General features: G+C 36.4%; 14 protein-coding genes. 2 read left to right on the plus strand and 12 right to left on the minus strand.

Going from position 1 to position 17,037, the window contains the following annotated elements; all coding sequences use genetic code 11:
• Window positions 1–178: 178 nt before the first annotated feature.
• Window positions 179–1,279 carry an adenylate/guanylate cyclase domain-containing protein gene (locus M0051_RS03335; protein WP_306740119.1) on the plus strand — a complete coding sequence of 367 codons (1,101 nt, stop codon included), beginning with the start codon at window positions 179–181 and terminating at the stop codon, window positions 1,277–1,279.
• A gap of 25 nt (window positions 1,280–1,304) precedes the next feature.
• Here M0051_RS03335 and proC read toward each other — a convergent pair whose 3' ends face one another.
• The 12 genes from proC to recG form a co-directional block, all read right to left on the minus strand.
• Window positions 1,305–2,174: a pyrroline-5-carboxylate reductase gene (gene proC, locus M0051_RS03340; RefSeq protein ID WP_306740120.1), complete on the minus strand. Its 870-nt coding sequence runs from the start codon at window positions 2,172–2,174 to the stop codon at window positions 1,305–1,307.
• Between the two features lie 551 nt (window positions 2,175–2,725).
• Entirely contained in the window at window positions 2,726–5,560 is a 2,835-nt protein-coding gene (locus M0051_RS03345; protein ID WP_306740121.1) for an ATP-binding protein, read from the minus strand.
• A 205-nt stretch (window positions 5,561–5,765) separates the two neighbouring features.
• Complete coding sequence (gene rsxA / locus M0051_RS03350) at window positions 5,766–6,338, minus strand: electron transport complex subunit RsxA (RefSeq protein WP_054714787.1); 573 nt, start codon at window positions 6,336–6,338, stop codon at window positions 5,766–5,768.
• Window positions 6,339–6,349: 11 nt separating this feature from the next.
• Window positions 6,350–6,934 carry an electron transport complex subunit RsxE gene (rsxE, locus tag M0051_RS03355; protein ID WP_306740123.1) on the minus strand — a complete coding sequence of 195 codons (585 nt, stop codon included), beginning with the start codon at window positions 6,932–6,934 and terminating at the stop codon, window positions 6,350–6,352.
• Entirely contained in the window at window positions 6,934–7,542 is a 609-nt protein-coding gene (locus tag M0051_RS03360) for an RnfABCDGE type electron transport complex subunit G (protein ID WP_306740124.1), read from the minus strand. The genes rsxE and M0051_RS03360 overlap by 1 nt, the downstream gene beginning before the upstream one ends.
• 2 nt (window positions 7,543–7,544) lie before the next feature.
• On the minus strand, window positions 7,545–8,540 hold the full coding sequence (locus M0051_RS03365; protein WP_306740125.1) for an RnfABCDGE type electron transport complex subunit D: 996 nt from the start codon (window positions 8,538–8,540) through the stop codon (window positions 7,545–7,547).
• A gap of 73 nt (window positions 8,541–8,613) precedes the next feature.
• A complete protein-coding gene (locus M0051_RS03370) occupies window positions 8,614–8,973 on the minus strand; it encodes a four helix bundle protein (RefSeq protein WP_306740126.1) in 360 nt (119 codons plus the stop codon).
• 54 nt (window positions 8,974–9,027) lie between these two features.
• Window positions 9,028–10,356, minus strand: a complete 1,329-nt coding sequence (gene rsxC / locus M0051_RS03375; protein WP_306740127.1) for an electron transport complex subunit RsxC — start codon at window positions 10,354–10,356, stop codon at window positions 9,028–9,030.
• A gap of 15 nt (window positions 10,357–10,371) precedes the next feature.
• Entirely contained in the window at window positions 10,372–11,322 is a 951-nt protein-coding gene (locus M0051_RS03380; protein ID WP_306740128.1) for a Fe-S cluster domain-containing protein, read from the minus strand.
• Window positions 11,323–11,326: 4 nt separating this feature from the next.
• A complete protein-coding gene (locus M0051_RS03385) occupies window positions 11,327–11,755 on the minus strand; it encodes a SoxR reducing system RseC family protein (RefSeq protein ID WP_110361561.1) in 429 nt (142 codons plus the stop codon).
• A gap of 807 nt (window positions 11,756–12,562) precedes the next feature.
• Window positions 12,563–13,948, minus strand: a complete 1,386-nt coding sequence (locus tag M0051_RS03390) for a hypothetical protein (RefSeq protein ID WP_306740129.1) — start codon at window positions 13,946–13,948, stop codon at window positions 12,563–12,565.
• A gap of 151 nt (window positions 13,949–14,099) precedes the next feature.
• The gene (gene recG, locus M0051_RS03395; RefSeq protein ID WP_306740130.1) at window positions 14,100–16,205 is read right to left on the minus strand and encodes an ATP-dependent DNA helicase RecG; all 2,106 of its coding nucleotides are present in this window, start codon (window positions 16,203–16,205) and stop codon (window positions 14,100–14,102) included.
• A 92-nt stretch (window positions 16,206–16,297) separates the two neighbouring features.
• On the opposite strand from recG, the gene M0051_RS03400 reads away from it, so the two are divergent.
• A complete protein-coding gene (locus M0051_RS03400; RefSeq protein WP_306740131.1) occupies window positions 16,298–17,035 on the plus strand; it encodes a hypothetical protein in 738 nt (245 codons plus the stop codon).
• Window positions 17,036–17,037 lie beyond the last annotated feature (2 nt).

Here is a 17,037-nt window from a genome sequence, read left to right on the forward strand (position 1 = left end):
TAATTCATCCTCTCTTGTTTTAATAAGTACGAAGATATGAAAGATAGAGATTTGCTTTATGAAGAGGCGATAAGAAGTTTAAAAAATCCCTCAAAAACCAATATGCAAATTATAAAAACACACTTGTTTTGTTTAAAAGTAAATAACGATTACGTGATCAATACCAAAGAACAAATAAATGATTTGGTATCTTTCATCAATTGCAATCATGGAAAATAAGTTATCGCGACATATTTATAAGTCTATAACTTATTTTGGAGCTATTATTCTTACTTGGATTCTGGCGTGTTTCTTTTTAACTACTTTTCAGGTTAATGAAAACAATACCATGTCAATTTCAAGGATGGCTGACTTAAACAATTCATTTTGGTCTGGTTTGCTGGCCGGTATTATTTGGGGAGTCATTTTTAAGATATCACAGTATATTAGGAAATTTCTTTCTCGTTTCTCATTAACGATTTTACTTTCCGTTTCGGTCAATGTATTAAGTGCCTATTTATTGATCTATTCGATCTATCACTTAAGTGATATTTTTATGTTTGAAGATTTTCCAAATAGTTTTCAACAGCTATTAGATCTTTATAATTCACAGATATTTTATTCCATTTTAGCTTATTTCTTTATTGTGGGATCTTTAATCGAGATTTTTTTCGAAATAGACAAGCGCTTAGGAAAAGGAGTACTTTTAAAGTTCTTGTTGGGGAGATATTATAAACCAAAGGAAGAGGACAGAGTGTTTTTGTTTATGGATTTAAAATCATCAACCTATTATGCTGAGCAATTGGGGCACTTTAAGTACAGCAGGTTGATTCAGGATTGTTTTAAAGATATCTCTTCTGCCATTGAGAAAAATAAGGCTCAAATTTATCAGTTTGTTGGCGATGAAGTGGTACTGACCTGGAAACTGAAGGATGGATTGAAAAACAACAGGTGCCTGCAAGTGTTCTTTGATTTTATGGAAGAACTGCATAAGAAAAGAGACTATTATCAAAAGGAATATGGAATTATACCAGTCTTTAAAGCTGGAGTGCACTCAGGTAAGGTTATGGTTGCAGAAGTAGGGGAGTTAAAATCAGAAATCGCCTATCATGGTGATGCCATTAATACAGCATCGCGTATTCAATGCTTATGCAACTCTTATCAATCAAAGCTTTTGGTATCGGGTAACCTGATTAAAGAGTTGAAAGAGAACCAATATTTTGATACTGATTACGAGCCTTTGGGAACAGTACTATTAAATGGGAAACAGCTCACTACCGCGCTCTATAAAATATGCTAGGTAATGAGCTGTAATTATTGAGTTTTTATGATTCTGTTTCTAAGATCTTTTTGTGACCACTAACCACTCCTTGAACAAGAGAAGAACTAAATCCTTCATGCTCCATTTTATTTAGTGATTTAATGGTTACTCCAAGTGGAGTCGTTACCTTGTCGATTTCTGGTTCGGGGTGAGTTCCATTTTCAATAATCAATTTTGAAGCACCTTTCATGATTTGTGCTGCCACTTCTAATGATTGCTTTGAAGACAGACCAATCTCAATCCCTCCTTGCGAAGCAGCTCTCATAAATCTTAACGCAAAGGCAATACCACAAGAAGCCAAAACTGTTGCAGCTGGCATTTGCGATTCCGGGATAATCATGGTTGCTCCAAGTTGATCGAAAATTTCAACAACTTCATCTTTGTGCTCCAAGCCCTTTTCGTTAAAAGACAATGCAGTCATTGATTCCTGAATGGCGATTGCTGTATTTGGCATAGCTCTAATTACAGGTACATCTACTAAAATATCTTCAAGATCTTGAATTTTAATTCCTGAGATAACCGAAATTAAAACTTGTTTACCTTTTTGTAAAGGTTCCTTAATCTCGTTTAGAAGTATTCTTGCCACAGTTGGTTTTACTGCAACTATAACAATTTGCGAATTGTTAATTGCCTCAAGATTATTGGTTGTAATATTCACACCTATTTCATCTTTTAGGTGTTGAATTAAATGCAATTCAAGATTGGTAACTGTAATTTGTTCAGGTTTTAATAAACCGCTTTGAACTAATCCTTTTGCAATAGAGGATCCCAAATTTCCTCCTCCAATAATTGTAATGTTCTTTGAGTTCATTTTTAAGGTGTGTTTGTAAATATCGTTTAAAATTGCGGCAGCAAAACTAATGAAGATTGCCATTTAAATGACTAACTATTTGTAGTGATTTTTGTGTTATTCAACTAGTCTGGAAAATGATTTTCGAAAGCATACCAGTGTTGTGGAGTTGTGGTCAGTATATCAGATATAAATGGGGTAGAATTATTTTAAGAATACAATTGAGAATTTATGGGTATACCCTTAAACTTTGTGCGTGGTTAATTACTGAGACAAAGAGTGTCTGTACTCTTAACCTAAGAGTGCATAGTGGTTGAACCTAAGTAAACAAATTTGTTGAGGTTCAAAGTGCATGCAGTTGTACCCTCAAAGTGTATACAGTTGTACTCTCAAAGTGCATGCAGTTGTACCCTCAAAGTGTAAAGGATTGTATTGAAATTCGGAATAAATTACAATAATCTATCAAAAATATATTTAATAAAATCTCCTTCTTATTGAAAAGATAAGTGAATAGTCTCGTTGATGACGAACGCATCGTTACAATGCTAATTAAAACGACGTTGTAATAGTAGTTAAAACATGATTACATAGAAATTGCTTGCCAAGAAGGGGTGGTATTTCAGGAATTTAATGAATTACACATTGATTCTTTTTTTCTTTTTGAAGTATTTGTTAATGGTTTCGAGTAGTTTCTTTTCGTCAAATGGCTTTGCAATAAAGTCATCGCAACCTGCTTCAATACTCTTGTTTTTATCTTCTCTGAAAGCATTTGCCGTTTGCGCTATAATTGGAAGATTATCACGCATTTTCTTAATTGATTGTGTAGCTTCCAAACCATTGATATCTGGCAAACGCAGATCCATTAAAACCAAGTTAATGGTTGGGTTTCGCAAGCTTAATTCGATTGCTTTGTTTCCTGATATGGTATGCAGAATCTTTACTTTTGTGGGCTTTAAAGCTGCTTCGATGTACTTGTAGTTGGTTTCGTCATCCTCTACCACCAAAATCAGCTTATCGTCCCATTTGTAATCCTTTTTCTTAGGAGTTTTTTTAACTGGCAAATTATCGGTATCTAAAGGCTTATAAGGAATGGTAAAGAAGAAGGTTGTTCCTTTATCCTCAACCGTAGCCATTCTTATTTTTCCTCCCATTAATTCTACGAAACCTTTAGAAATGGCCAAGCCAAGACCTGTTCCACCATATTTACGTGTGAAGGATTCCTCAACCTGACGGAAACGCTCAAAAATAATGTCTTGCTTTTCCTTTTGAATGCCAATACCTGTATCCTTTACATAGAACTCCAGGAAGTTGTCCTTTAAAAGCTTATAACCAAACTCAATAGATCCTGAAGAGGTGAATTTAAATGCATTGTTTAGAAGGTTAGCAAGAACTTGTCTCAGTTTTCTTTCCTCGGCTACAACCAGAGTTTTTTCGTTTGGCAATGATTTAATAACTCTAAATTCAATCTCATCATCAGCAATATTCTCTTTGCTGAATTGCATATGCAAATCGTCTAAAATAGAATTAATAGAGCATTGGGTTTCCTTAATAATGGTTTGTCCGGCATCCAGCTTCGAAATATCAAGAATATCATTAATAATCTTCAATAGCTGATTAGAACTCTTGTAAATGATATCCACATATACATTTTGTTGTTCGTCAGTTTTTCCAGGTTTTCTAAGCATATCTGCAAATCCAATAATTCCATTCATTGGGGTTCTGATTTCGTGCGACATGTTAGCAAGGAATGCAGATTTTAAACGATCACTTTCTTCAGCTTTTTCCTTCGCTTTTACCAACTCACTTTGCGAATTAATAATGGGAGTAATATCATTAATGATGATCATGGAAGAGGTATCGAAAGGAACCATGAAAAATTCACAATGCCTTTGCTCTCCATTTTTCGTACTTATATAGAATTCTTGCTTTTCGATATCCGTATTGTTCTGCTTTGCTTTTTCTGTAGCTTTTGCCCAAGATTCAATAACAGTTTTTCTGTATTCTTCATCAGGATAACACTTTGCATACCACTCTTCAGAAGTGCGAATATCATTTAAGTAATAGCCAAACTGCTCAATAAATTTATCATTCAAGAATTCGAGGTCGTTATTTTCATCAGTAATTACAATAGGAAGAGGTGACTTGTGAATCATCTTCTTCAATCTGCGTTCGCTCGAAATAATTGCCTGTTGAGCATTCTTTCTTTCGGTGATATCACGCGCAGTGGAAAGAATTACATGCTTTCCTTGTAAGGTTACCAGTTGATTCACTGTTTCCATAGGTGTTTTTTTACCATACTTGGAAATAAACATTTGCTCGCTGGTAAATTGCTTTTCGCGAGTTAAACGTTTTATCGAATCAACAATGTAATCATTGTCTAAATCTTCAATGAAATCGTGAAGTGAAAGTTGTAGCAATTCCTCACGAGAATACCCCAGCAATATACAGGCTGTATCATTTGCTTCGATCAACTTAGAAGAACCATTACCTAAATATTCGTTTACCAAAATGATATCAGTACTACCATTAATTAGGTTTCTATACTTTTCTTCGCTCGTTGCAAGGGCAGTTGTTCTTTCTTTAACCCTTTCTTCAAGCTTTTCATTAAATGATCTTAATTGTTCTGAATAATCGTGAATTTCCTGGTATTGCTCGCGAATGGTTTGTTCTCCTTTCTCGCGCTCCAATATTTCATTCTGAAGTTTGGTATAGGTTTCGGTTAATTCGGTGATAGAATGGTTTAATAAACTTTCCTCGCTAATCCTTTTTACAGAACCATGACCTTGTCCTTGGTAAATGGCTTGAGCTTGGTAAATAAAGTTCTTAATTGGTTGGGAGATGCTGTCAGAAATTACATAGGTGATTGCGATACAGAGAAGAACAATTATTACCGATATAATCGTAAACCAAAACAGTGTGGCGTTGTGCATTTCCGATGCTTCTTTATAACTGGTATCCGCTTTGTTTTCAGCAAAATCAGTCATCACCTTTGTTTTTTCTTTAAGCTTGTTCAAATGGTTTGCTGCCATGCCATCAACCATTTTCTTTGCTGTAAGTTCTTTGCCACTAACTTTTAAGTCGATAATTTGGTTTCTGATATCCTCCCAATCCATAAAGGCACGATGGGCTTCGCCAACATCTCTACCATTGCCTAAGAAATTATTGTATACAACATCAAACTCAGCTTCTACTTTTAAGTGATAAAGGTTAATGGTGTCAATTGCCTGATCGAACTCCTCTTGTGTATTTGCAAGTAAGATGTCCTTCATTGCACTTTCCATGATTTGAATGTGCGTATTGATATCTCGAATACTATTGCTTACTGTATAGGCGTGAGTATAAATGAATTCCGATTCTGTACGCAGTTTTTTTACCTGGAAAATAGAGAGGACGAAGAATGATACCGTAAACAGTAGAATAAGTCCGAATCCGGCAAGCACTCTAGTACGAAATTTTAACCTATTAAGCATTTAGCTTCGCCTGTATTTAATGTGTAATTAGAGGTTGATTATGGTCACATTTGAGCGACTTTCATTCCTAAGTTAGTTATTCTTATGGATTTACACAATATTTTTGACAAAGGTGCTATAATTACTTACGTAGAGAGAAATTTATTCAACAAAAAAGGCAGCTCAAAATGAGCTGCCTATGAAATATAATCAATTGTATTTTGATTTATACGATTCCAGAGAATCCCATAAAGGCCATTGCCAATAATCCAGCTACAATTAGTGCAGCAGGAGTTCCTTTTATGCCTTTAGGTAATTCAACAAGGTCTAAGTGTTCTCTTAATCCAGCAAATAATACCAATGCCAAACCAAAACCAATTGCCGATGCTCCTGAGAAAACCACAGCTTCAAGCAGATTGTAGTCTTTCTGAATGGTCATGATAGCCACACCTAAAATAGCACAGTTGGTAGTGATAAGAGGCAAGAATACACCTAATGCCTGATATAATGCAGGACTTACCTTTTTCAAAATAATCTCAACCAATTGTACAAGGGATGCAATAACCAAAATGAAAGAAATGGTTTGCATGAATCCAATTCCGTATGGATTAAGAATATAGTGTTGTATTAAATAAGTTACGATAGTTGCCAGAATCATTACAAAAGTAACCGCTCCGGTCATACCTACCGCTGTAGATACTTTCTTCGATACTCCAAGGAAAGGACAAATTCCAAGGAATTGCATCAATACTACGTTGTTTACGAATATTGCTGATATTATAATTACAATAAATTCCATGATGATTCTCCTTATACTTTTCTTACTCGGTTAATAAATGCAATTAAGTATCCTAATGCGATAAAAGCACCAGGTGCCAATACGAATACTAACATTCCATAGGTTTCGTTGAACAATGTTACTCCAAACATTTTTCCCGAACCAAAAAATTCACGAATTGCACCCAGCATGGTTAATGCCATAGCAAAACCCAATCCCATACTAACACCATCGATAATAGAAGGAACCATTTTGTTCTTTGATGCAAAAGCCTCAGCACGACCTAGTACCACGCAGTTTACTACAATCAATGGAATAAATACACCCAATTGTTCGTGTAAAGCAGGTACGTATCCAGCCATTAATAAATCCACCATGGTTACGAAAGATGCAATAATTACAATGAAAGATGGAATTTTCACTTTGTCAGGAATAAATGAACTTACTAATGAGATAACCAAATTCGACATGATTAATACGAAAGTGGTAGCCAAGCCCATTCCTAAACCATTAGTTGCTGATGATGTAACCCCCAATGTAGGACACATACCCAATAACAATGCAAAAACGGCATTTTCCTTAAAAAAGCCTCTTAAAAAGATGTCTTTATTTGTCATTACTTGGTTCCTCCTTCCATTTGTTTGTTGTACTCATTGTATGCAGTTTGAACAGCATCTAGGAAAGCTCTGGAGCTGATTGTTGCTGCAGTAATTGCATCAATATCCCCACCGTCTTTGCTAACAGTTAGGTTTGCTGTTCCAGGATTTTTGCCCAAAATGCTACACTTGGCTTTAGCCGGATCTGTAGTTTTAAACCAAGGCTCCATTTTGGTACCCAATCCAGGTGTTTCTTTGTGTTCCAAAACTGAATAGTTGTTAATTGTTCCATCGGGTTTGAAACCAACCATAATCCAAATGTATCCAGAGAATCCGTTTGTTGTAAATGTTTTTACGGCAGTACCTACTAATTCATCTCCTTTTTTGGCAGGATAGAATTCCAAAAGATCACCTGTAGGCATCTCAACCGAATACATTTCCTCACTTGGATTATTATCAAATTCAGGAACAACTTCCTTAATGGCTTTTAATTTTTTAGCCAACTTAGCAGCAGCGATAGGTTCTTTGGTTAACTCGTAAAGTCCACCTAATGCAGCTGAGGCAACTAGTGTTACAATGAATAACACTAGAACCATATTTATAAATGTAGATTCTTTTTTACCAGCCATGATTATTTCCTTTTTTCGCCGAAACGCTTAGGTTTAACATATACGTTAATTAGTGGCACAAATGCATTCATAATAAGAATAGCAAATGAAACTCCTTCAGGATATGCTCCAAATACACGGATCACTACAGTAAGGACACCGATTCCCACACCGTAGATGATCATCCCTTTGTTGGACATTGGAGAAGTAACATAGTCGGTTGCCATGAAAATAGCACCTAATAATAAACCTCCAGTCAAAATATGGAATACAGGTCCTGCATAAGCTTCAGGATCTACCATGTGAAGAATTCCTGTTAAGATCGCAACAGAACCAATTACAGCAACAGGAATGTGCCATGTAATGATCTTACGGATCAACATATAAATTAATCCAAGAACTAAGGCAGCTCCAGCAATTTCACCCATCGAACCTCCCATGTTTCCAAGGAACATGTCCATGTTTGAAGGAATCTTGTCCATTAATGACGAAAGAGATTGACCGCTTTTCAATCCTTCCTTAATTATGGCAAGAGGAGTAGCTCCGGTTTCCACATCAATATATCCACTGGTTAAACCTTTCGACACCGGCCAACTGGTCATCTGAACAGGGAAGGAAATCAATAGGAATACACGACCAACCAATGCAGGGTTAAATACGTTGTTTCCTAATCCTCCAAATGTCATCTTACCAATACCTATTGCAACCAACGCACCAATCATGATGATCCAGATTGGAAGGTTGGATGGTACGTTAAAGGCTAGAAGGATACCAGTAATAAGGGCTGAACCATCATTAATGCTAACCTCAGTCTTAAGAATGTATTTTTGAATTAAGAATTCGAATAAGTAACATGATGCTACGGCGGTTAGGGTTACAACTAGTGCACCTAATCCAAAGTAAAAGAACGAAAATAGCAGCGCCGGAAGCATCGCAAATACCACACCATACATATTTTTCTGTATGGAATCTCCACTATGAACATGCGGAGATGGTGCGACAAGTACTTTGGTGTTCATATCTATTTGTTAATTAGTTAATTTTATTTTTTTTCTTAATGTGTACTTAAAGTGCCTAAAGTACTTCGAATACTTAGAGTTTTAGTTTATTACTGATAGATGTAAATAAAGCAACAAGTTCATTAGCTTCCTTTAAAATGATGTCGATTTTATTTTCTGCTAACCAATTCATTTCATTTATTAATTCAAGCCAATATATGGTTTCACTTGCTTCACTTTCGCAAATTTTAATTTTGTTCTTAAAATCAGCTTTACTTCTCGATCTATTAGCTTCTCGGTAATTGGCTCCAACACTTGTTCCCGATTTGGTAATTTGATTCTTGATCACTTTACTTTCAGGTATATTGGGAAGAGAAACAGATAATTTGATAATAGAAAGAGCAAATTGCTTAGTTCTCTTTTCTAATTGATTTCCAAATTCTTTATTATCCATTTCTTTTCACTTTAAGTATTTTAGGCAATCCAAGTACTCTAAGTACTGATAACTTTATTTTCTTGCACGCATAATCTGGCCTACTTTACCTTTTCCTAATCGGATGTAATCCAATAAAGGACGGTTAGCAGGACATGTGAAACTACAAGAACCACATTCGATACAATCCATTACTGCATCTTTTTCTAAGCGCTCGTAATCTTTCTTATCGGCACATACCATTAGCAAGTATGGTTCAAGTCCCATTGGACAAACAGAAACACACTTACCACAACGGATACAAGCTTTGGTAGCTTTACGTGCAGTTTCTTCTCTTGGAAGAAGCAATAACCCAGAACTACCTTTTGTTAAAGGCACATCAATACTTGATAATGCTTTACCCATCATTGGACCACCACCAACAATTTTACCAGTATCTTCAGGCATTCCACCTGCAGCTTCGATAATATCTTTAACAGGCGTACCGATACGGAACAGCCAGTTCGATGGATTCTTCAAAGACTTTCCTGTAATGGTAGCAACGCGTTCAATTAATGGTTTGTTTTTCTGAACTGCTTCGTAAACAGCGAATGCTGTTCCAACGTTTTGAACTACCGCACCTACCTCAATAGGAAGAGCTCCTGATGGAACTTCGCGCTTAATGGTTGCAGCGATTAATTGCTTCTCACCACCTTGAGGGTATTGTGTTTTTAATGGACAGATTTCAATGCCTTGATAGTTTGCAGCAAGCTTCGTAAGGTGAGCAATTGCATCAGGCTTGTTATTCTCAATACCGATAATTGCTTTGTTTACCTCAAGCGCTTTCATCAAGATTTGAGTACCAACCAATACTTCATCACCTTTTTCTAACATGATTCTATGGTCAGAAGTCAAATAAGGCTCACACTCAACTGCATTAATGATTAAAACCTCTGCAGTTTTGCCTGGAGGAACTGAAAGTTTAACATGAGCAGGGAAAGTAGCACCACCCAAACCAACGATACCCGCATCGCCAACTCGTTTGATGATTTCCTCTTTGCTTGCGCTAATTTCTTTTACCAATTCTTCACTTCGATCGATATGCTCTAACCATTCATCACCATCAACTTTGATGATAACCGATGTTCTTCGGAAACCACTAGCATCCATGATATCGTCTACCTTGAATACTGTTCCTGAAACAGATGAGTGAATGTTTGCCGATACAAATCCTGAAGATTTAGCAATTAGTTGTCCTACTTTTACTTCGTCGCCTTTTTTAACGATTGGTGTAGCAGGAGCACCAATATGTTGTGAAATTGGAATGCTAACCATTTGGGGTATTGGCAATGCCTGGATTGCGCTTTCAGCAGATAGTTTGTTTTCTGCTGGATGAATACCTCCTATAGAAAATGTTTTTAACACTGATTATCCTCCTATTTATTTGTTATCAGATGTTTCTTCTTTCGAATCGTTTGCTTTTGGCTCAGCTTTAGGAGCATCTTTAACTTCCGCCTTAGCAGCTGCAGGTTTTACTGTTTTAGCATCAGGTTTTGCAGCAGGCTTCTCTTTACGAGGAGGGAAGTTTAATTCATGTATTGCATTAGTAGGACAAACTACTACACATTTTCTACACAATTTACATTTGTTGTAGTCGATGTAAGCAAGGTTGTTTTCCACTGTAATTGCATCGAAAGGACATTCTTTCTCGCACTTGCGGCAACCAATACATGCAACATTACAAGCTTTTTTGGCAACAGCACCTTTGTCCTTGTTTACACAAGACACAAAAATACGACGGCTCTTTGGTCCTTTTTTGCGAAGCTCAATAATGTTATTAGGACAAGCTTTAACACAAGCACCACAAGAAACACAATTGTCTTCAATGATAACTGGAAGACCTGTTTCTTCGTCCATGTACATTGCATCAAAATTACAAGCTTCAACACATTCGCCTAAACCTAGACATCCGTACTGACAACCAGTTTCGCCACTGTAAAGTGATGCAGCAATGGAACAAGAAGCTGCTCCATCATACTGATTTGTTTTCGGACGGTTTTCGCAAGTCCCGTTACAACGTACAACAGCAACAGTTGGGTCTGCTGCTTTAACTTCGTGTCCTAAAAGGGCACCTACATGTGACATTACTGCTGCTCCACCAACAGGGCAGTTGAAGTTTGAGATGTCGTCGGCTTTTACCAATGCTTCGGCAAAACCCCTACAACCCGGATAACCACAACCCCCGCAGTTTGCTGCAGGCAATGCTTCTTCAACCTCGTCAATTCGAGGATCTTCGTACACTTTGAATTTTTGGGCTACAAAATACAGGATAATCGCTGCAGTAACACCAATAGCACACAAAGCCAGAATAGTGATAGCTATAATGCTCATAGAATTAAATGTTTACGATTTTTTCTATTGTAAATGAAAACGTTTTCTTTAAACGTCCTTTAAAAAAGGACAATATGATATAATAAGGTGGTAAAACTGCCAATGATAGTAAACCACTTATTAGTTCGTCGTTAGTAATTGATGTTGCTATAAAAAGAACAAGTAACACAAGAACAAATGGGAGTACATAAGCCAACATTAAAGCAAACCAGCCTAAGGATTCGCGGTAAGTTAATTTGACTTTTTCTCCAACAGAATACTTGTTGCTAAAATCAATAACATCAATTGATTTTTCCTTCATGTCAGACATTGTACATGCTCCTTTAGCATGACAACCTGCACAAGCCGAAACATTAACAATTCCGACTGTAATCTTACCATCCTTTATTTCCAGGATAGTCCCCTCATGATCAATTTGTTTGGGAGTACTCATGATTTAGCCCCTTTTTATTTAGTGTATGTGTTTGTTAGCTGTATATCAGCACCTTTAAATAGGTATGTTATTTAACACATGGCAACAAAATTAACACTTTAGGTCACATTCCATCCTGAAAAAGTCTATTTATAGCGTGTTTAAATAGAGGGACTTCCTTGCTTTTGTAATGTAGAGATTACAATTTTTCATGTATCTATATTGAATACAGTTAGTTTGAGCTATTCAAGAAAAAAATCGCTAATATCTGTGTTTTCTGCAAACGAGATAATTTAGATTGCTTTTAGATAATGGATGCTGGATTGAAGGCTCTGGAACAACGAGAGTCGAGAAATGTGAATTTTTATGCAGAATTAAATTGAACCACAAAGAGACTTTCTCCTTTTTGAAATCCTAATTTTAATAAGAGTGTGTAAAATGTAAAGCATTAAAAATCAAACTTTACATGTGATTATTGTAAAAGAGGCTGTATTTATTGATGTGTAGTATGTGTATTTTACAGTATGTACCTGGTTCCCCAACCAGGTAAAGTAGGTTGGTAGACGTACTGGAGTAGGTTACTTAAATGAGTAAAGTAGGTTGGTGGACCTACTAGAGCAGGTTATTTAAATATGTAAGGTAGGTTATTAGACGTACTTGAGTAGGTTGTCCAAGTGGGTAAAGTAGCTTAGTAGACGTACTAGAGTAGGTTATCTAAATAGATAAAGTAGGTTGTTTGTAAGCTATTGCAGCTCCGGTAGCTTTATAAAAAATGCCCAACGTATTAAAATACATTGGGCAAATATCGTATGTGTATATTTTTCTTGCTTAGAATTGGAAACGCAATGCAATATATGGCATCACCGAATTGTCAGCCTTAAAGCTTCCATCATCTTGCTTGTTCCAAGTCCAGCGGTAGTCTATACCAGTGGCAATAATAGGGCTAATCTTATAGGCAAAACGCATCAAAGCTAATGAATTTTCGTCGAAGGTTAGAGCGTCACCCATGTCAACAAGATTTGCTTTGGTGTAATACCCTTCAATAATAATTTTATCGAACAGGTCTTTGGTTCTCACGTTCAACTGCATGGTTGCAGGGGTTGCTTCGCTTACATTGTCGGGCAATAAAAGGTTACCGCCTACCAAAATTTTATCCAATATTGAAGCAGTGATAGACCCGTAAATTCCCTGCTTGTTTTTCGCATCACCTAAAGCCAGAATCTTGGCATCTTTATTAATTTCATAGTGTGCGTCGAAGAATTGAGGTAGATAGTTGTCGGTATACCAAAGGCGTTCCAGTCTTGCGTTTAATCGGAATAAGTTTCCAATCACGTTCATATTGGCATTCAACCCTAAGCCCATTCCTTTACCTGCACCATATCCTTCGGTAGGAGGAATTGCTTGATGGTAGGTTGCCAAAGAATCTGATTTTATCTTGCTTAATCTGCTGAAATGTGCATATCCCGTAAGGTTGATAAACTTAGAGTTGATGAAAGTAATTCCCATATCTAAACCATAAGCTTTCATGCCGTCTGATAGGAATTCATTTTTGCCAGTGTCTGCGCCAAAGCGATCTGTTTGATCTTTGTCGGAGATGTAAGAGAAACCGAAATCAAGGGTTTTCAAAACTGGAATTCCACTTGCTCCAAAAGGGCGAACATAGGGACGAACGGCAAACAAATTGAATGATTCGGTATTGAAATCGCTATACATTCCCTCTATACCGAATACTTTTTTGATGAGGATGTCGTAGCTTACACCCACCCTACGTTTTTCGTAACTAGGAGAGTTGTTGTAATTGTTCAGTAAACTCCCGTATCCAAGCGATTCGCCACGAAGTTGACCTACCTTGAAGAAAAGGGGATCTCTTTTTTTACGGCCATAGCGAACGTAGCTAATCAGGCGAAGAACACCAGTTCCGTTCTTGAACTCATCGCTATAGAAATCACCGGTTTCCAGATTGAAATAAACAGGCACATCGAAGCCAACACCCACTTTGCCTAGGCTTAGCTCAGGCTGAAAACGAACACCGGCATAGTTGTCGCCACCAATGCGGGCAAAAGCAAAGGCTCCGCTAAACATACTGATAGAGTCAGGAGCGCTCAGGTTTTCGAATGAATTGTCTAAGCCATAGAAAACATTGTCATCCTGGGCATAAATACTTCCTTGGAAAAGGAATAGAGATAGTACAGATAGTAGTAGAAATTGTTTCATAAATTGTAACAGATTGGTTAATGTGTGTATACCGAAATAGGGATGTATTACCCTATTTCGGTGTCTAAAGATAGGTTTTTAATTACGAATTAATACTTTCGTTTAATTGATTCGTTTTTAATTATTAAGAAAAAAGGCCATAAACGTTCTCTTAGCTAATAACGCTCCAGTTGACTTTAGTCTTGCTAAGTCTTTTTACTTGCTTGGCCAAAGTGAAGTTTTCTTCTTTTTCCAGAAGCGGATCATCGTCTAAAATTTCCTGTGCAACATCTCGTGCATATTGTAATAACTGACCATCTTTACCAAGATGAGCAATTTTTAAATCATAGGAAATGCCACTTTGCTGTGTTCCTTCAATATCTCCAGGACCTCTCAGCTTTAAATCTACTTCGGCGATTTCGAAACCATCGTTGGTACGAACCATGGTTTCAATGCGTTTTCTCGATTCATTGGAAATCTTGTAGGATGACATTAGGATACAGTATGATTGTTCGGCACCACGACCAACACGACCACGCAACTGGTGCAATTGCGATAAACCAAACCTTTCGGTACTTTCAATAACCATTACCGATGCATTAGGTACATTAACACCAACCTCGATTACGGTAGTTGCCACCATGATTTTGGTTTCACCTTGTGCAAACCGTTGCATTTCAGCATCTTTTTCGGCTGGTTTCATCTTACCATGAACCATGCTTATGCCATATTTTTCAGGAGGGAAAAAACTGGCTACACTTTCATATCCTTCTTCCAGATTTTTATAATCCATTTTTTCCGATTCTTTAATCATCGGATATACCAAATAGATTTGTCTTCCCAAATCGATCTGTTTTTTCATGAATTGATAAACCTGTCGTCTTTTGTTCTCAAAATAGTGAACCGTTTGAATGGGTTTTCTACCAGGAGGCAATTCATCAATTACTGAAACTTCCAGGTCGCCATATAATGTCATGGCTAAAGTTCTTGGAATGGGAGTTGCTGTCATTACCAGTACATGAGGAGGAATGTTATTCTTTTTCCATAATCTGGCACGCTGTGCCACACCAAACCTGTGTTGTTCATCGATAATTACCAAGCCGAGGTTATTAAACTGTACAACATCTTCGAGCAGGGCGTGTGTCCCAATCAGAATTTGTAATTCACCACTTTTGAGGTCTTCATGAATTCTGCGCCTGTCCTTTTGTTTTGTAGATCCAGTAAGCAAAGCAACATTCACATCAATTCCTTCCAGAAATTCTGAAATGCTTTCCATATGCTGTGTTGCCAAAATTTCGGTAGGAGCCATTAGGCATGCCTGACAATCATTATCAAGAGCCATAAGCATGCACATCAGCCCAACCATGGTTTTACCACTACCTACATCTCCTTGTAGCAGGCGATTCATTTGTTTACCAGAACCAACATCTTTACGGATTTCTTTAATTACTCTCTTTTGCGCATTAGTTAATTCGAAAGGCAAATTGTTTTGGTAAAAAGTATTAAAGTATTCTCCTATTTTTGAAAACGGATGTCCTTTGTATAGGATTTTCCGTTTCATTTTCATTTTAAGGATGTTGAGTTGAATGTAGAATAGCTCTTCAAACTTTAAGCGATATTGAGCTTTTTTGAGAATCTCGGTATTTTGTGGGAAATGAATCTGCAGCAATGCTTCGTGCAAATTGATCAACCCCAACCTTTTGATCAGTGGAGCAGGTAAAGTTTCCGGTATTTTCCCATTTACTGATTTGAGTGCATTTTCTTGCAGTTTCTGAATTGCTCGTGAATTCAGAAAGCCATTCTTCATTTTTTCAGTAGTCAGGTAAAAAGATTGAAGCGAAGCATTAATCTTTCCATTGCTTTTGTTTGCTTCTTCTATTTCAGGATGAACAACATTAATCTTTCTGTTGAATTCAGAAGGTTTTCCAAAAACAATGTAATCGGTATTTGGCTTTAGGTTGCCTTTAATGTATTTAATGCCCTTAAACCAGACCAATTCCATGGTGTCTTCACCATCGGTAAAATAAGCAACCAAACGTTGTTGACGCTTTTCGCCTAAAGTTTCGATGCCTGTAATTTGTCCTCTTACTTGAATGTAAGGTAGTTTTGAGTTGATCTCCCTAATTGAATAGAATTTTGTTCTATCGATGTATTTGTACGGAAAATGATACAACAAATCCTCGTAACTATAAATCGATAATTCTTGATTCAAAATGGAAGCTCTCTTAGGGCCAACTCCAGCTAAAAATTTTATATCCAGACCAGCTAATTCAGACATTTAAATATTGAAAATTGAAAAAATCTAATAATTTTAATTGTTGAGAAAATCAAATGTACAATTTAATTCGCCAAATATACTTAAACGCTAGCATGAGTGGAATTCGTTATCAACTAAAAAAAAGATTAATTCGTTTAAAAAATTATCGCCGAAATGGATTTGGAGAACATTCGCCAATTGCAATTGATTTGATAACTAATGTATTTGGAGCTAAACTTCATTATTATGCTTTTCGTGACCTTCAACAAACCAGAGAATTGGCGATAAAGCTGCTTAGATCATCTTGTAAATCATCAGCCCTTAGTGCTAATCGTGCAGATTATCTAAAGGAGGAAATCGTAAACTTAAAAAGAGGAAAGGATGTGGATCGTTTAATTTTTCGCTTGATGAATTATTATCAAGTAAAAAAGCCATTGTTTATAGGGAATGGATTTGGGTATACGAAAGCATATATGGCAAAGGTTGATTCAAGAATTAAACTTTATTGTATTGGAGATTGCCTTAAAAATGGAGAGATAAATGATAAAATATTCAAAAGGCAACTTAATATTGAGAATATTGAACTTTTACATTTTGAGGAGTTAAAAGATCTTGATTTTGTGGTAATATCTAATTTGGCAAATAATGCAGACATTGAGATGTTTAAAAAGCAGTATAAACAATTTTTGAGCAGAACTTGTGTACTTGTTTTTCAGAATATGAATAGAAATCCTGTTTTATTGGAAGCTTGGAAAAATCTAAACCAAGGTAGTAAATTTGATTTTTCTCTGAATATACATTCTGTTGGAATTTTAATTTCTTTGCGGGATGAGAAAAAAATAAATTCTTAGAA

The sequence above is a fragment of the Marinifilum sp. D714 genome, assembly GCF_030851345.1.
GTDB lineage: Bacteria > Bacteroidota > Bacteroidia > Bacteroidales > Marinifilaceae > Marinifilum.